The sequence below is a fragment of the Flavonifractor sp. DFI.6.63 genome, from assembly GCF_024462255.1.
In the GTDB taxonomy this organism is placed as follows: Bacteria; Bacillota; Clostridia; order Oscillospirales; family Oscillospiraceae; genus Lawsonibacter_A; species Lawsonibacter_A hominis.
In genome coordinates this window covers 1-16,679 of record NZ_JANGBE010000007.1, presented here as the reverse complement: position 1 = coordinate 16,679, position 16,679 = coordinate 1, and the positions used below count along the sequence as shown (strand labels likewise).

Below are 16,679 nucleotides of genomic sequence, written 5' to 3'. Positions count from 1 at the left end.
TGCGCGTGTTTGGCCCATGGGAGGCCCTATAAGCGCTTCTCCGCTCCGGGGGTCCCTGGTATATTCATAGGCCCCCTATCGCGGCTCCTGGTCCGTCCTGCGCCCGCCCTGGCATGAATTTGGGAGACTTCCGAAAGGGTGATTGAAATTCCAGCATACAAAGACGAACTGAGGAACACATGGTACGCGTCGTTTTACTACACCGACTGGCAGGGCAAGCGACGCCTCAAAAAGAAACGGGGCTTCCAGCGCAAGAAGGACGCCCAGGCGTTTGAAGAAGAGTTCTTGAGGACCCGCGCTCGGAGCTGTGACATGACCTTTCGCTCTTTCGCGGAAATCTACCTGGGGGACATGGAGCCGCGTCTCAAGCGGACCACCATGCAGAACAAGCGGTATCTCATCGAGCACCGGGTCCTCCCGTTCTTCGGGGACCTCCCACTCAACGAGATCACCCCGGCCCACGTCCGCAAGTGGCAATCGCAGCTTCTCGCGGACAAGGTGGCTCCGACCTATGCGAAGACCATCAACAACCAGCTTTCAGCCATATTCAACTACGCCTGCAAATACTACGGCCTGGGTATCAATCCGGCCAGGCTCGCCGGTAGCGTGGGCAAGAAAGACGCCCAGGAGATGTCATTCTGGACGGTGGAGCAGTTCAACGAGTTTATCCCCCACGTCAAGAAGCTGCCCGCCCGGACCGGCCTGTCGGTCCTGTTCTGGACCGGCCTGCGGATAGGGGAGCTGCTGGCCCTCTGCCCGGAGGACATAGACCTGGAGGCCCGGACGCTCACCGTCCGCCGGAACTTCCAGAGCGTAGAGGGCGAAGAGGTCATAACGGACCCAAAGACGCAGCGGGGCCGCCGTGTGATACCGCTGCCGGAAAAGCTGTGCGATGAGATACGGGCCTATGAGAACGCCCTATACGACCCCCAGCCGGATGACCGGCTCTTTCCGTTCACGAAGCACTACTTCCGGCGGGCGATGCTCAAGGGGTGCGCGGAGGCCGGCATGGACCCTATCAGGCTCCACGATCTGCGCCATTCCCACGCCGCCCTGCTCATCCACCTGGGGACGCCTATCCTGCTGGTGAAAGAGCGCCTGGGCCATGAGGACATACAAACGACGCTGCGGACCTATGGACACCTGTACCCCACCACCAGCGATGAAGCGGTCAAAAAGATGGATGATTTGATGCGTTAATGCCAAAGTAATGCCACGGAAACAGAAAAAGCCCCGCAAACCCTTGATTTATCAGGGCTTGCGGGGCTTTTGTACTTTATTCCCACTCGATGGTGGCGGGGGGCTTGGAGGTGATGTCGTAGACGATGCGGTTGATGCCCTTTACCTCGTTTACGATGCGGGTAGAGACCTTATCCAGCACATCATAGGGAATCCGCGCCCAATCCGCGGTCATGAAGTCCGAGGTCGTGACGCCCCGCAGGGCCAGGGTATAGTCGTAGGTCCGCCCGTCGCCCATGACGCCCACGCTGCGGGTATTGGTCAGCACGGCGAAGTACTGATTGACGTTCTTCTCCTCACCCGCGGCGGCGATCTCCTCCCGGAAGATGGCGTCCGCGTCCCGGAGGGTGTCCAGTTTCTCTTTGGTCAGGTCGCCGATGACCCGGATGGCAAGGCCGGGGCCCGGGAACGGCTGCCGCATGACCAGATATTCCGGCAGCCCCAGCTCCCGGCCCAGCTGGCGCACCTCGTCCTTGAACAGCAGGCGCAGCGGCTCGATGATCTCCTTGAAATCCACATAGTCCGGCAGACCGCCCACGTTATGGTGGGATTTGATCACGGCGGCGTCCCCCGCCCCCGACTCGATCACGTCGGGATAGATGGTGCCCTGGGCCAGGTAGTCCACGGCGCCGATTTTTTTTGCCTCTTCCTCAAAGACACGGATGAACTCCTCGCCGATGATCTTGCGCTTGTGTTCCGGCTCGGACACGCCTGCCAGCTTGATCAGAAAGCGGGTCTCCGCGTCCACCCGGACGAAATTCAGGTCCCATTTGGCAAAGGCGGCCTCCACCTCGTCCCCCTCGTTTTTGCGCATGAGGCCATGATCCACAAACACGCAGGTGAGCTGCTGGCCGATGGCCTCCGCCAACAGGGCCGCGCATACGGAGGAATCCACGCCGCCGGACAGCGCCAACAGTACCTTTCCCGAACCGACCTTTTCCCGAATGGCGGCCACCGAGGTCTTGAGGTAATCCCCCATGCTCCAGTCACCCGTGGCTCCGCAGACCTCATAGAGGAAATTGCGGATCATATCCAGGCCGTGCTCGGTATGGTTCACCTCCGGGTGGTACTGAACCCCATAGAACCCCCGCCTCTCGTCGGCGATGGCCACGTTGGGGCAGGCATCGGTATGGGCCACCAGAGCAAAGCCCTCGGGCACCTTTGCCATATAGTCCCCGTGGCTCATCCAGGAGACGCCGCAGTTGGGCAGGTCCCGGAAGAGACGGCAGTCCGGATCGTAGTAGGTCACGGTTTTTCCGTACTCCCGGGCGGAATCGGCCTGGGCGGCGGTGACCTGCCCGCCCAGGGTTTGGGCCATGAGCTGGCAGCCGTAGCAGATACCCAGCACGGGCACGCCCAGCGCAAAAATAGCCGGATCCACATGGGGCGCTTTTTCGTCGTAGACACTGTTGGGGCCGCCGGTAAAGATAAATCCGATGGGGTTTTGTGCCTTGAGCGCGTCCAGCGGCGTGGTATAGGGCTTGACCTCACAGTACACCCCGCACTCACGCACCCGGCGGGCGATCAATTGATTGTATTGACCGCCGAAATCCAGAACGATGATCAACTGGTGTTTCATCTTTTTTGCTCCTAAATCTCAGTGATATCGATGGGGCGCAGATCAGCGCTGCGTCCCTGGGTACGGACGGTGAGCATGGCCCGTGCGGTGTCGATGGCCGTGACACAGGCCACGGAATGCTCCACCGCGGAGCGGCGGATCTTGAAACCGTCGGTATCGTGCTTGCGGCCCCGGGTGGGGGTATTGATGACCAGGTCCACCGTTCCGGATGCGATCATATCCAGAATATTGGGGTGGGCCTCGGAGACCCGGGCCACCTTACGGGCGGGCACGCCCGCGGCGTTGAGCGCGTCGCAGGTACCGCTGGTGGCCAGGATCTCGATCTCCATATCCGCAAAGCCCCGGGCGATGCCCACGATCTCCCCCTTATCCTCGTCCTTGACGGTGATGATGATCCGGCCGCCCTTTTTGGGGGCCTTCATATTGGCGCCCTTGAAGGCCTTCAGCAGGGCCTGCGGGAAGGTCTCGGCCAGTCCCAGGCACTCGCCGGTGGACTTCATCTCAGGGCCCAGGCCGGTATCCACGTCGGTGAGCTTTTCAAACGAGAAAACCGGCATCTTGACGGCGTAATAGGCGGCCTCCGGGTAGAGCCCGGTGCCGTAGCCCAGGTCGCGGAGCCTGGCGCCCAGCATGACCTTGGTGGCCAGGTCGATGACGGGCACACCGGTGACTTTGGAGATATAGGGGATGGTGCGGGAGGAGCGGGGATTGACCTCGATGACATACACCTCGTCGTTGTAGAGGATGAACTGGATGTTCACCAGGCCGATGACCCCCAGGGCCTTCGCCAGATCCCGGGTATAGCGCAGAATGGTCTGCTTGTGCTTTTCCTCAATGTGGATCGGCGGGTAAACGGAAATCGAGTCGCCGGAGTGAACGCCGGCCCGCTCGATATGCTCCATGATCCCGGGGACAAGCACATCCTCCCCGTCGAAGACGCCGTCCACCTCCACCTCCCTGCCCATCAGATACTTGTCCACCAGGATCGGGTGCTCCTGGGCCTGGAGGTTGATGATGCGCATGAATTCGGTGATATTGCGGTCGTTATAGGCGATCTCCATCCCCTGGCCGCCCAGCACATAGGAAGGGCGCACCAGCACCGGATACCCCACCTCGTGGGCGGCGGCCAGCGCCTCCTCAGTAGTGAAGACCGTTTTGCCCGCCGCCCGGGGAATGCCGCACGCCTGCAGGATCGCGTCAAAGCGTTCCCGGTCCTCGGCGGCATCGACGCCGTCGGCCGGGGTGCCCAGGATGGGCACGCCCATGTCGGTGAGCGCCTGGGCCAGCTTGATGGCGGTCTGGCCGCCGAACTGCACCACTGCGCCCCAGGGCTTTTCCAGTTCCACCACGGCCTCCACGTCCTCGGCGGTCAGCGGCTCGAAATAGAGCTTGTCCGCCACGTCGAAGTCGGTTGAGACGGTCTCGGGGTTGTTGTTGATGATAATGGTCTCGCACCCCAAACGCTTGAGGGCCCAGACCGAGTGGACCGAACAGTAGTCAAATTCGATGCCCTGTCCGATGCGGATGGGGCCGGAACCCAGGACCAGCACCTTGCGCTTGTCCGGGACCGCAGCGCCGGGGTCCTCTCCCGCCCCGCCGGCCTCCTCCGCCGGAAGCCGGTGGGCCTCCGGTGCGGCGGCGGCGAGATAGGGCGCTTCCGGAACCCCGGGGGCATACTCCCCCGCCTCAGGCAGACGCAGGGGCTGGCCGGCCTCGTTTTCTTCGTCGTAAGTGGAGTAGTAATAGGGGGTCTGCGCCTCAAACTCGGCGGCGCAGGTATCCACCATTTTAAAGGCGGGACGGATGCCGCAGCGCTCCCGCAGGGCCTTGATCTCCCGGCGCTCCCGGCCGGACAGGGCGGCGATCCAGGCGTCGGAGAAGCCCATCTCCTTGGCCGCGCGCAGGGTATCCGCGTCCAAATGGCCGTGATCCAGCTTGTCCTCCATGTCCACGATGTTCTGGAAACGATCCAAAAACCACAGGTCGTACTTGGTGATCTTGTTGATCTTCTCCGGCGAGAAGCCCCGGCGCAGCGCCTCGGCCACCACAAAGAGGCGCTGGTCGTCGATGTTCGCCAGCCGCTCCTCGATATCTTCCGTGTACAGCTCGTCCAGGCCCGGCATACGCAGGGATTTCACCGGCAGCTCCAGGCTGCGGATGGCCTTCATCAGCGCCCCTTCAAAGGAGTTGCCAATGGCCATGACCTCGCCGGTGGCCTTCATCTGGGTACCCAGGGTGCGGCTGGCGGTGGTGAACTTGTCGAAGGGCAGGCGCGGGATCTTCAGCACGCAGTAGTCCAGCGTGGGTTCGAAGCAGGCGGTCGTCTTTCCGGTCACGGCGTTGGGAATCTCGTCCAGCGTATAGCCCAGGGCGATCTTGGCGGCCACTTTTGCGATGGGATAGCCGGTGGCCTTGGAGGCCAGGGCGGAGGAGCGGGACACGCGGGGATTGACCTCGATGACCGCATACTCGTAGGAATCCGGGTTCAGGGCCAGCTGCACGTTGCACCCGCCTTCGATCTCCAGCGCGGAGATGATGTCCAGGGATGCGGTGCGCAGCATCTGATATTCCCGGTTGGCCAGCGTCTGCGTGGGGGCCACCACGATGGAGTCGCCGGTGTGCACGCCCACGGGGTCGATGTTCTCCATGGAGCAGATCTGGATCACATTTCCGGCGGAATCCCGCATGACCTCGAACTCGATCTCCTTCCAGCCGGAGATGCACCGCTCGATCAGCACCTGCCCCACCCGGGAGAGGTGGATGCCCCGGTCGGCGATCTCCCGCAGGCCGGGCTCGTCATAGGCGATGCCGCCTCCGGTGCCGCCCAGGGTGTAGGCCGGGCGGACAATGACCGGGTAGCCGATGGAAGCGGCAAAGGCCACCGCATCCTCCACGCTCTCCACCACGTCGCTCACCACGCAGGGCTGGCCGATGGCTTCCATGGCGTCCTTGAAGCCCTGCCGGTCCTCCGCCTTGCGGATGGATTCGGGCGAGGTGCCCAGCAGCCGTACGCCGTACTGCTGCAGGATCCCCTGCTCATGCAGGTTCATGGCCAAATTCAATCCGGTCTGCCCGCCCAGGGTGGGCAGGATGGAGTCGGGCCGCTCCTTCTGGATGACCTGTTCTACGGAGGCCAGGTTCAGCGGCTCGATATACACATGGTCGGCAATGTCCTTGTCGGTCATGATGGTGGCGGGGTTGGAGTTGACCAGCACCACCTCCACGCCCTCTTCCTTCAGGGCCCGGCAGGCCTGGGTGCCGGCATAGTCGAACTCCGCGGCCTGTCCGATGACGATGGGGCCGGAGCCCAGCACCAGCACCTTTTTGATCTTCGGATTCTTAGGCATTTCCCTTCGCCTCCTCCATCATGTCCACAAAGCGGTCGAACAGGTACTCCGTATCCCGGGGTCCCGGAGACGCCTCCGGATGGAACTGAACGGTAAAGCAGCGGGGGCGGTTGTAGCGCAGGCCCTCCACGCTGCCCTCGTTCACGTTTACATGGGACACCTGCGCCACAGACGGGTCCACGCTCTCGGCCGTGACCACGTAGCCGTGGTTTTGGCTGGTGATGAAGGCCCGTCCGGCGGCCAGATCCTTGACCGGGTGGTTGGCGCCCCGGTGGCCGAAGCGCATCTTCCGGGTGGCGGCTCCGGTGGCCAGGGCCAAAAGCTGGTGTCCCAGGCACACCGCGAAGAGCGGCAGGTTGGAATCATAGAGCTTGCGCACCTCGGTAATGATCTGCGCGTTATCCGCCGGGTCGCCGGGACCGTTGGAGAGCATGACTCCGTCGAAGCCGCCGGAGAGCACCGCGGCGGCGGGGGTGTGGGCGGGATATACCGTCACCTGACAGCCCCGCTGCTGAAGGCAGCGGATCATATTCTCCTTCACGCCGTAGTCCATCAGGGCAACCCGCAGCCGCTGTTCCCCCAGCGCGGGGTACACCTGGCTCTCCTTCCGGGTGACGGCCTCTACGGTCCCCTCCACCCGATAGGCACGGATACGCTGTAAACAGTCCTCTACATGAAAATGCTCCGCACAGGTGATCATGCCGTTCATGGTCCCCTGACTGCGGAGTATGCGGGTCAGGGCGCGGGTGTCCACGCCTTCGATCCCGGTGATATCATATTGTTTCAGATAAGCGTCAAGCTCTCCCTCACAGCGGAAGTTGCTGCCCCTGCGGGCCAGGTGCCGGACGATGAACGCCTCCGCCCAGGGACGGGAGGATTCATTGTCCTCGTGGTTGACGCCGTAATTACCGATGAGCGGATAGCTCATCACAATGCCCTGCCCGGCATAGGACGGATCGGTCAAAATCTCCTGATAGCCCGTCATAGAGGTATTGAACACCATCTCACAGACCCGGTCGGCCGTGGAGCCGATGCTCCTTCCCGTGAAGACTGCGCCGCTGGCCAGGATCAAAGTCGCCTTCATCTACGGTATCCCGCCTTTCGTTCCCACATTTTAATCTGTTCAATTTTATCTCAAATTTCCCCGACTGACAATCCTGTTTTTCCCCCTTTTTGCGCAAAAAATGAAAAACGTTGTTTTGGACAAAAGCGGGGGGCGCATCGCCCGTTTTCACAGGCAATGCGCCCCACAGGTCATGGATCAGGGCCCGTTCAGCCGCCGTTTTTCTCTTTCCTGCGCAGCAGGATTCCGCCCGCAAACAGGGCCGCGGACATGCTCAGGGCCACAGCGCCCAGTCCCCGGGCATCCGATTGCCGCACGCTGCCGGTCTGGGGCAGATCCCCTTGAGGCACCGGCGCTTCCGGGATATCTGCCGGCGCATCCGGCGCGGGCTCCAGCGGCGCGGGATCGTCAGGGATCTCCGTTTCGGGCGCGGGCGTCGGGGGGACGGAAGGCGCCGGCGACGGTGCGGCGGAAGGCGCGGGAGTCGGCGTCGCGGCAGGCGTGGGCCTCGGCGTGGGGGTCGGCTCCCAGGGGTCCCCGGAAGGAGTCGGGGCCGGTTCGTTCCACTTGGCATAAACAGTGATTTGAGAATCCTCCTCCGCGACAGCGCTGTTCCCACTAAACTTCCCTGCAAAGAGTTTATAAAGCGTCTCCCACGCTCCGGCGGCGGCCGCCGCTTCTGCCGCCTGCACATTCTCTTCCGTCACATAATACCAGCCGCCAAACATATAGCCGCTGTGGGCAGCGTCCTGCCCGTGGTATGCAGGTCTGCACCGTTAATGGTGTAGTCGCTCACCTCATAGCCCGCTGCCGCATCGGTGGCGGCACAGCCGATCTGCGTGCCATCATCCATGTTTTGAAACTGCTCCGGCGCGCCAGACTGTGCCGTACCGTTTGCCTGAATGGTTCCCTCCGTCGCGTCGTAATGGACTACAACCACAGCAGCCCAGACGAAATCGCTTCCGTCGTCATAGGCGGTAGTATAGTCATACGCCGCCTTTCCATTCGGATCGTAGACGTTGATGCTCTGATAAGGATTGGTGACCTTGAACAGGGTCAGTGCCGTACCATAGTCGTTGACGGGCGCCGCATAAACGGCGGTGGCGGGTTTCAGCAGGGTATCGTCCAGGTTCTCCTGAGGATTGAGCGTTGCGAACTCATACGTCCCGGACATATTCCGTCGGCTTCCATTCAGCGAGCCGCTGGTCACTATGGTCCGTCCAGCCACCGTATCCGCAGGATCGTCAAAAATGTCCCGTCCCGTTTCAAAGGCCGGATTGGAGGACACACGTACGATATTCGCGCCTGCCGCCAAATTCCAAACGGAGGGCAATTTGCTGCCGCTGCTGTTGTACAGAGACCAGGTCCCGACCGTAACGATACTTCCGGTCACGTTTACCGTCGCCTTGGCCGCAACGTCCGCCCAGTAACCGGAGTCTCCCGGCTTGACCGCATATCCGTAAAGTGACGTTCCGACCCCGCTTCCAGTCGCCTCAATGGTGGAGTCATGGATCTGCGTCCCGGACGTTACCTGAAAGCGGATGCCCGCTCCGCCGTTTCCATTGGCCGCAACAGCGCTGTTTTGTGTAATGTTTGTCTGTGCGGCCCCAGCATTGGTCTTTGTGATGTTCAGGCCAAGATACCGGTTGCCGCTGCAAGTAAGCTGAGCGTTCTCAGCGTCAAGCGCCACATTGGTCGCTCCGTGGGAGCCGTTTCCGCTGACCGAACCGCCGGAAGCAGACAGTACCAGTCCCATATTGTTGATACCGATGGCCCTATTTCCATCACAGGTAAACGTGCTGTTGCCGGAGGCGTCGATCCTCCATCGCGACATATCGCCCTGCCCTGTGATCCCATTGCGCCGGTTTCCATTGCAGGACAGCGCCGCCCCATGGGTCAGCTCGATCCGCAGCCTGGATACCGACGTATTATCACAGGAATAAATCCCATCCCAGCCGGTGCTCTCATCAAAGTGAGCGGCTGCCGCATCCACACGGAGTGTCAGATAGCCTGTAGTGGCATAGAGCGCCCCCCAGTTCCCGGTGCTGCCCAGGACAGCGCCGCCGGACACGTTGACGGCAGCCTCCCCGGTTCCGGCAACAAAGATACCGGAACCGGTCGCGCCATGGCCCTGCCCTCCGGTCACACCGTCCCCCTCTTCCATGCCGCCGCCCCAGTAGTCGGCGCTGCCGCTGGATGGATGGTCCGTCTGGTGACAATTTCGGATCGTAAGCAATGCTCCGCCGCCAACGTTCAGTTCGGCGGGATTGGAGCTGCCGCCGATTCCAAGCTTGATGGCCATATTGTAGTCGCTCAGCGTCAGGCTGGTATTGACATTCAGGCTTCCGTGCTTGATCAGGATACCGGTGTAGTAGTCCCCGTAATAAAAACCGTTCTCAGAACCGATCCCATCCAGAACCTGCCCCTGCAGCACAGCTCCGTCCGATTGGACCGTCACATCAGCCCCATTGTCAATGATTAAGTGAAAGTGCTCATAAACCCCGCTGAGGGAAATTGCCGCATCCCTTGTCAGCCGGATGGATTTGTAGGTATTTTCCACTCCGTAGTTTCCGGGCTGTACCGTAATTACGCCCTCGGCCTGTGCCACCGCAGCGTCGATTTCCGCCTGGCCCATATCGGCGGTAATCGTATACGCTCCGCGGACCGCCAAAAGGGCGTTCAGCACGCGCTCTGCATCCGCCAGCTTTTCCAATAGCGCTTCGGAAACTTGAGACTGCTGCTCCGCCGTCATTACGCTGTATGCGGCACGGGCCGCCTGGATGGCCGGGCGATCGTCCAAAGTCACCGCGTCCGCCCCGGGCAGGGCGGCCAGCAGCTCTTCCACCGCGGCCACCGCAGCCGCAGCGGCAAAACGCTGTTCCAGAGCCGTAAGGGTATCCAAATGGGTCACAGGCGCTTTCTGCGCGCCGGTCAGCGCGTCATAGGCCGCGCGGGCAGCCTGGACATCTTCCTCCGTGCTCTCGCCGGTCAGCGCGGCGATCCGGTCGGAGACCGCCTTCGCAGCAGCCTGATCCTCCGCGCTGGGCTCCGTCAAGGCGTCCCCCTTACACCGAGCGGGATCCGCCTGGCATACAGGGCACGCTCCATTGGGCGCCTCCTCGGTACAGCGGGTCTCGCAGGTGCAGGACGCGGGCGTTTCCGTCCCCTGGCACCCGCTCACATCGGACGCACACACGGGGCACTCCGCATTTTGGGTCTTTTCCGTGCACTTTTCAGTGCAGAGGCACTTATCCTCCTGCGCGGCAGGCTTTCCTTTTGAAGCGGTTTTGTGTCTGCCGTTGGCAAACACAAAACCGGGGTACCCCGGTTCGCCCTTTTGGCCCATGGCAAGCCCGGATACGCTTTGCCCCGCTCCCGGATTCGGCTTTGTGATTCTACCTAAATATATAGTCCGTTTCGGTTATAGTTCGGTCACATTCTTAAATTTTTCTTCTTCCGCCGGCAGGCATAGCCGCCGGAAAAACGGCCAAACTAACACGTGCCCTGCAGAATATTTTAAGCCTGGAGGTCGTTTCGATGGTCATCGCCTTTTTACGTACCGTTATCCTCTATCTGCTCATCATCGCCGGGATCCGCCTGATGGGCAAGCGTCAGGTAGGCGAGCTGGAGCCGTCCGAACTGGTGCTCGCGCTCATCATTGCCGACCTGGCCGCCGTGCCCATGCAGGATTTCGGTATTCCCCTGCTCACCGGCATCATCCCTATCCTTACGCTGCTGTGCATCACCATGGCGCTGTCCGTGCTCACCATGAAAAACGTCAAATTCCGGGCCATTGTCTGCGGGCGGCCCTCCATCATTGTGGAGAACGGAACACTCCATCAGCGCGAGATGCAGAAAAACCGCTTCACGGTGGACGAGCTGATGGAGGAGCTCCGGATGAAGGGAATCACGGATCTGTCCACCGTAAAATATGCGATTTTGGAGACCAATGGACGCCTCTCCGTGCTTCCCTACGCCAACCAGCTTCCCGTGACGGCCGAGCAGATGAACGTAACGCCGGAGGATGTGGGACTGCCGGTGGTCGTCATCAACGACGGGCGGGTGATCGAGCGCAATCTTCATACGCGGGGCCTGGACCGCAACTGGCTCGACAAGCAGCTGGCTCAGCATAAGCTCAAGCAGCCGAGCGACGTGTTCCTGCTGACGGTGGACGAGCAAAACCGCGTCTACTTCGTGGCAAAGGAGGCGGTCGGATGAAGCGCCTGTGGATCGCCGCCGCCATCCTTGCCGCCCTGTTCTGCGCCACTCTGCTCAACAGCTGGTATCTCCGGGGCTTCACGCGGGAACTCACCGGCCTGCTGGAACAGGCGGAAGCCCTGGCGGAGGCCGGCGATTGGGAGCGGGCGGACCTGCTGACCCGCTCCGCCTTTGAGCACTGGTCGTCCCGGGACGGTTATCTGCACGTCACCCTCCGCCACTCAGACACCGATCTGATCCACGTCGGCTTCCAGGAAGTTTTGGAATTCATCGAATGTCAGGAGGGCGGCGAATATTCCGCCGCCAACGCACGCCTGGCCGCTCAGATCCAGCTGATCTACGAGTCCGAACAGCTCACCCTGAAAAATGTATTCTGATTCCCGGCGGGCGAAGACGCAGACGTCTTCGCCCGCTTTTTGGGCCTTTTCATGGGCCGGGCAAAGTGCACAAAGGTTTTGCCGTGCGGCCAATCCGCTTGACAGAAAAACGGCACTTTCTTGCAGGAAAGTAACATACCTCCCAGTAAGCGGAAAATCCGACATTGTCACATTTTTGTCAATATTTATTTTGCAAGATTATCCTAATAATCAAAAAAATGATGATTTCATGCGAAAAAATTCAGAATTGTCCTTGACAGATCCACTTCATTGGACTATAGTTTCTCTCAGATGCGCGACTTGAAAACTGATGAGTTTCCCATTTAGAACTATAAGTAGAAGGAGCGGAGCAAATGAGCAGACTGTATGTCAAAACTCCCAGTCAGTCTGAGGCTGTGGTGGAACAGCTGTACCGCAATATGGAACGGCGGATCGCTGCCAGCCCTCCGGGTCTGTGTCCGGTCGACATGGCCCTGAATTTTTTGAACCTGTGTCAGGCGCAGACCTGCGGCAAATGCGTGCCCTGCCGGATCGGTCTGGCCCAGCTCTCCGGCATGATCCGCGAGGTGCTGGACGGCGAACCGGAACTGCGTATCCTCGACCGGATCGAACAGACCGCCCGGGTCATCGTGGACACGGCGGACTGTGCCATCGGGATCGACGCGGCCCAGCTGGTGCTGATGGGACTGCTGGGCTTTCGGGACGATTATGAGGAGCACATCACCCACCACCGCTGTCTGGGCAGTCTGAAAAACCCGGTTCCCTGCGTGGCCATGTGCCCCGCCGGGGTAGACATTCCCGGCTATGTGGCCCTGGTCAAGGAGGGCCGGTGTGACGACGCCGTCCGCCTCATCCGCAAGGACAATCCCTTCCCCACCGCCTGTGCCTACATCTGCGAGCATCCCTGCGAGGCCCACTGCCGCCGGAACATGGTGGACAACGCCATCAATATCCGCGGCCTAAAGCGCTACGCCGTAGATCAGGCAGGCGACGTGCCCCAGCCCGCCTGCGCGCCCGCTACCGGCAAAGCGGTGGCCATCGTGGGCGGCGGCCCCGGCGGGCTGTCCGCCGCCTACTATCTGGCGCTGATGGGCCACAAGGTGACGGTATATGAGCGCCAGAGCCAGCTGGGCGGCATGATGCGCTACGGCATCCCCAGCTACCGTTTCCCGCGTGAGTTGCTGGATCAGGAGATTGCCTCCATCCTCTCTCTGGGGATCGAGGTACATACCGGCGTGAACGTCGGCACCGACTGTTCCTTCGACGAGCTGAAGAAGCAGTATGACTGCATCTATCTGTCCATCGGCGCCCACACCGACAAAAAGACGGGTATCGAGGGTGAAAACAGCAAGGGCGTGGTCTCCGCGGTGGAGATGCTGCGCCGGATCGGCGACAACGAAATGCCCGATTTCACCGGCCAAAACGTGGTGGTGATCGGCGGCGGCAACGTGGCCATGGACGTGACCCGCAGTTCCATTCGCCTGGGCGCGAAAAAGGTGACCTGCGTCTACCGCCGCCGCCAAGAGGATATGACTGCTCTGCCGGAGGAGGTGGAAGGCGCCGTGGCCGAAGGCGCCGAGCTGCTCACGCTCCAGGCTCCCCTGCGTATCGAGGCGGACAAGGACGGAAAGGTGACCGCCCTTTGGACCCAGCCACAGGTGATCGGCGAGGCCGACAAGCAGGGCCGCCCCAGGCCCGGCGCCGCCGCTGTGGAGGAAAAGCGCATCCCGGCGGATACCATCATCGTGGCCATCGGGCAGGGAATTGAGACCCACGGTCTGGAGCAGAGCGGCATCCGGATCCAGCGGGGCGGCACCGTGCTGGCCGACTCCAGCACCAGCCTGCCGGAACTGGAGGGCGTGTTCGCCGGCGGCGACTGCGTCACCGGCCCCGCTACCGTCATCAAGGCCATCGCCGCAGGCAAGGCGGCCGCCGCCAACATCGACGAATACCTCGGCTTCCACCACGAGATCGTTTCGGAGGTGCAGGTGCCGGTGCCCGGCTATACCGACCTGCGCTCCCGGGGACGGATCACCTCCAGCGAGCGGGAGGCCAGCGAACGCAAAAAAGACTTCCAGTGCATCGAGTGCGGCATGACCTGCGAGGAGGCCTTGAAGGAATCCTCCCGGTGCCTGCGCTGCGACCACTTTGGATATGGGATTTTTAAGGGAGGCCGTGTGGAAAAATGGTAACCATCAAAATTGACGACCGCAAACTGCGCGTGCCGGAAGGAAACACCATCCTGCAGGCCGCCGAGGACGCCGGCATCCCGATCCCCCACCTGTGCTATCTGAAGGAACTCAACGAGATCGCCGCCTGCCGCATGTGCATGGTGGAGGTCGAGGACACCGAGCGCCTGGTGCCCGCCTGCAACACCCAGGTGGTGGACGGCATGGTCATCCGCACCAACAGCCCCCGGGTGCGGCAGGCCCGCAAGACCAACCTTCGCCTGATCCTCTCCCAGCACGATTCCAACTGTACCGTCTGCGTGCGCAGCGGCAACTGTGAGCTGCAGAAGCTCTCCCACGATCTGAACATCCATTACCAGCCCTATCAGGTGCAGCCGGAACGCTCCCGGGTGGACCTGGACGTGCCGGTGGTCCGTGAGGCCAGCAAGTGTATCAAATGCATGCGCTGCGTGCAGGTATGCGACAAGATCCAGGGCATGAAGATCTGGGATGTGGCGGGCACCGGCGGACGGACCACGGTGGACGTCTCCTACAACCGCAGTCTGAAATATACCGACTGCACCTTCTGCGGCCAGTGTGTGACCCACTGCCCCACCGGGGCCCTCACCGTGCGGGACGATACCAACAAGGTCCTCCGGGCCCTGGCTGACCCCGACGTGACCACCGTAGTCCAAGTGGCTCCCGCCGTGCGGGTGGCCTGGGCCGAGAGCTTCGGTCTGGACCCCAAGACCGGTTCCGTTGGCCGTATGGTGGCGGCTTTGAAACGGGTCGGCTTCGATTATGTATTTGATACCAACTTTGCCGCCGATCTGACCATCATGGAGGAGGGCAGCGAGTTTCTGGAGCGTTTTACCCATCGCGGAAAGTACCGTTGGCCCATGTTCACCTCCTGCTGCCCCGGCTGGGTGCGTTTTCTGAAATCCCAGTACCCGGAGTACACCGACTGCCTCTCCACCGCCAAGTCTCCCCAGCAGATGTTCGGCGCGGTCGCCAAGAGCTATTTTGCCGCTCAGAAGGGGCTGGACCCCCACAAGGTGTTCGTGGTCTCCATCATGCCCTGCTCCGCCAAGAAGGCGGAGAGCGAGCTGCCCACCATGAACGACGCCTGCGGCGACCCGGATGTGGACGTGGTGCTCACCACCCGTGAGATGGACCGTCTGTTCCGCAGCGACTGCATCGTGCCCGCCGACCTGGGCGAGGAGAAGTTCGATAGCCCTCTGGGCAGCGGCACCGGCGCGGCGGTGATTTTCGGCGCCACTGGCGGCGTAATGGACGCCGCCCTGCGCAGCGCTTACTTCCTGGTCACCGGAACCAATCCAGACGCCGACGCTTTCTCCGCCGTCCGGGGCGGAAAGCCCTGGCGTGAAGCCACCTTTACCATCCCGGGCGCGGGAGAGGTCCGGGTTGCCGTAGTCAGCGGTCTGGCAAATGTCCGCGCCCTGATGGACGCAGTGGACGCGGGCAGTGTGGATTACGACTTCGTAGAGGTCATGGCCTGTCCCGGCGGCTGCGCCGGCGGCGGCGGACAGCCCATCCACTGCAACGAGGAGCTTGCCGCCTCCCGCGGCGCGCTGCTGTGGAAGATGGACGCCAAATCGAAGATCCGCTATTCCCATGAGAACCCGGATATCCAAGCGCTCTACCGCACTTATTTGAAAGCGCCTTTGGGCGAGAAGTCCCACCACCTGCTGCATACCGACCACGCGGCCTGGAAAACCCCCAACGCGAAGTGACGGCCGCTCCGGCGGGACAACAGGATAAGAGGCTGCCGCAACCTGGTTGCGGCAGCCTCTTGCTGTTTGTTGTTCACTTTTCTTCCAGCAGCTTGGACAGTTCAGCCATGAAGGTGCTGATATCCTTGAATTGCCGGTAGACCGAGGCAAATCGTACATAGGCGACCTCGTCCACCCCTTTCAGCTTGTCCATGACCAGCGCGCCGATCCGATCGGAGGGGATTTCGCGGCTCATCTCGTTCTGGAGGGTCTGCTCGATCTCGTTGGCGATGGCCTCCAGCGTGGCAAAGGCCACGGGCCGCTTCTCACAGGCCCGGATCATTCCGTTGAGCAGCTTGGACTTATCAAACGTCTGGCGGCTGCCGTCCTTCTTAATGACCACCAGCGGCAGGCTCTCCATGGTTTCATAGGTGGTAAAGCGCTTGTGGCACGCCAGGCACTCCCGGCGGCGGCGGATGCTGGCGCCCTCATCCGAGGGGCGGGAATCCACGACCTTGCTCTCCAAATGGGCACAATAAGGGCATTTCATGGTCGGCGTACCTCCTGATACCATTTAATGAATTGATTATAACACGAATCCCACCGATTTGGTATCCCTTTTACCCATTTTCTTGCATATGATTTCCTGTCCCTGGGTAAACTTCTTTCAGCGAAAGCGAGGTGAGCACCGTGCAGAATCAGAACAATCAGAACAATACCCGCAACAGCAACCAGAATGCTCAGGACAATCGAAGCAAGAACAGTCAGAACAAGAACAACCAGAACGCGCAGAACAAGAATAACCAGAACGCGCAGAACAAGAATAACCAGAACGCGCAGAACAAGAGCAACAACCAGAACCAGTTCTAAGCCGGCGCAGGGGGGGGGGGGGGGGGGGGGGGGGGGGGGGGGGGGGGGGGGGGGGGGGGGGGGGGGGGGGGGGGGGGGGGGGGGG

12 protein-coding genes are annotated in these 16,679 nt (G+C 61.5%); 6 read left to right on the top strand and 6 right to left on the bottom strand.

Annotation, left to right across the window (positions count from 1 at the left end; genetic code table 11):
- The first annotated feature begins 138 nt into the window (after positions 1-138).
- On the top strand, positions 139-1,200 hold the full coding sequence (locus tag NE547_RS05255) for a site-specific integrase (protein ID WP_021750468.1): 1,062 nt from the start codon (positions 139-141) through the stop codon (positions 1,198-1,200).
- 76 nt (positions 1,201-1,276) lie between these two features.
- Here the strand turns inward: NE547_RS05255 and guaA are convergent, their stop codons facing one another.
- The 5 genes from guaA to NE547_RS05230 form a co-directional block, all read right to left on the bottom strand.
- Positions 1,277-2,818: a glutamine-hydrolyzing GMP synthase gene (guaA, locus tag NE547_RS05250; protein WP_256174951.1), complete on the bottom strand. Its 1,542-nt coding sequence runs from the start codon at positions 2,816-2,818 to the stop codon at positions 1,277-1,279.
- Between the two features lie 11 nt (positions 2,819-2,829).
- Positions 2,830-6,165, bottom strand: coding sequence for a carbamoyl-phosphate synthase large subunit (carB, locus tag NE547_RS05245; protein ID WP_186907270.1), 3,336 nt, complete (start codon positions 6,163-6,165; stop codon positions 2,830-2,832).
- Entirely contained in the window at positions 6,158-7,249 is a 1,092-nt protein-coding gene (locus tag NE547_RS05240; protein WP_186907269.1) for a carbamoyl phosphate synthase small subunit, read from the bottom strand. Before NE547_RS05240 ends, carB begins: the two co-directional genes overlap by 8 nt.
- A 188-nt stretch (positions 7,250-7,437) precedes the next feature.
- Complete coding sequence (locus tag NE547_RS05235; protein ID WP_256174950.1) at positions 7,438-7,935, bottom strand: hypothetical protein; 498 nt, start codon at positions 7,933-7,935, stop codon at positions 7,438-7,440.
- Positions 7,932-10,283, bottom strand: coding sequence for a hypothetical protein (locus NE547_RS05230; protein WP_256174949.1), 2,352 nt, complete (start codon positions 10,281-10,283; stop codon positions 7,932-7,934). The genes NE547_RS05235 and NE547_RS05230 overlap by 4 nt, the downstream gene beginning before the upstream one ends.
- Before the next feature lie 482 nt (positions 10,284-10,765).
- Here NE547_RS05230 and NE547_RS05225 point away from each other — a divergent pair, with 482 nt between their 5' ends.
- The 4 genes from NE547_RS05225 (at position 10,766) to NE547_RS05210 (ending at position 15,745) form a co-directional block, all read left to right on the top strand.
- Positions 10,766-11,446: a DUF421 domain-containing protein gene (locus NE547_RS05225; RefSeq protein ID WP_186907265.1), complete on the top strand. Its 681-nt coding sequence runs from the start codon at positions 10,766-10,768 to the stop codon at positions 11,444-11,446.
- Positions 11,443-11,823: a DUF4363 family protein gene (locus NE547_RS05220; RefSeq protein ID WP_186907264.1), complete on the top strand. Its 381-nt coding sequence runs from the start codon at positions 11,443-11,445 to the stop codon at positions 11,821-11,823. The genes NE547_RS05225 and NE547_RS05220 overlap by 4 nt, the downstream gene beginning before the upstream one ends.
- 353 nt (positions 11,824-12,176) lie before the next feature.
- The gene (locus NE547_RS05215; RefSeq protein ID WP_186907263.1) at positions 12,177-14,015 is read left to right on the top strand and encodes an NAD(P)-binding protein; all 1,839 of its coding nucleotides are present in this window, start codon (positions 12,177-12,179) and stop codon (positions 14,013-14,015) included.
- Positions 14,009-15,745: an NADH-dependent [FeFe] hydrogenase, group A6 gene (locus tag NE547_RS05210; RefSeq protein WP_186907262.1), complete on the top strand. Its 1,737-nt coding sequence runs from the start codon at positions 14,009-14,011 to the stop codon at positions 15,743-15,745. Before NE547_RS05215 ends, NE547_RS05210 begins: the two co-directional genes overlap by 7 nt.
- A 73-nt stretch (positions 15,746-15,818) precedes the next feature.
- On the opposite strand, the gene nrdR is transcribed toward NE547_RS05210, so the two are convergent.
- On the bottom strand, positions 15,819-16,274 hold the full coding sequence (nrdR, locus tag NE547_RS05205) for a transcriptional regulator NrdR (RefSeq protein WP_186907261.1): 456 nt from the start codon (positions 16,272-16,274) through the stop codon (positions 15,819-15,821).
- Between the two features lie 140 nt (positions 16,275-16,414).
- Between nrdR and NE547_RS05200 the strand changes: the two genes are divergently transcribed.
- Positions 16,415-16,594, top strand: coding sequence for a hypothetical protein (locus NE547_RS05200; protein ID WP_256175001.1), 180 nt, complete (start codon positions 16,415-16,417; stop codon positions 16,592-16,594).
- Positions 16,595-16,679: the final 85 nt, after the last annotated feature.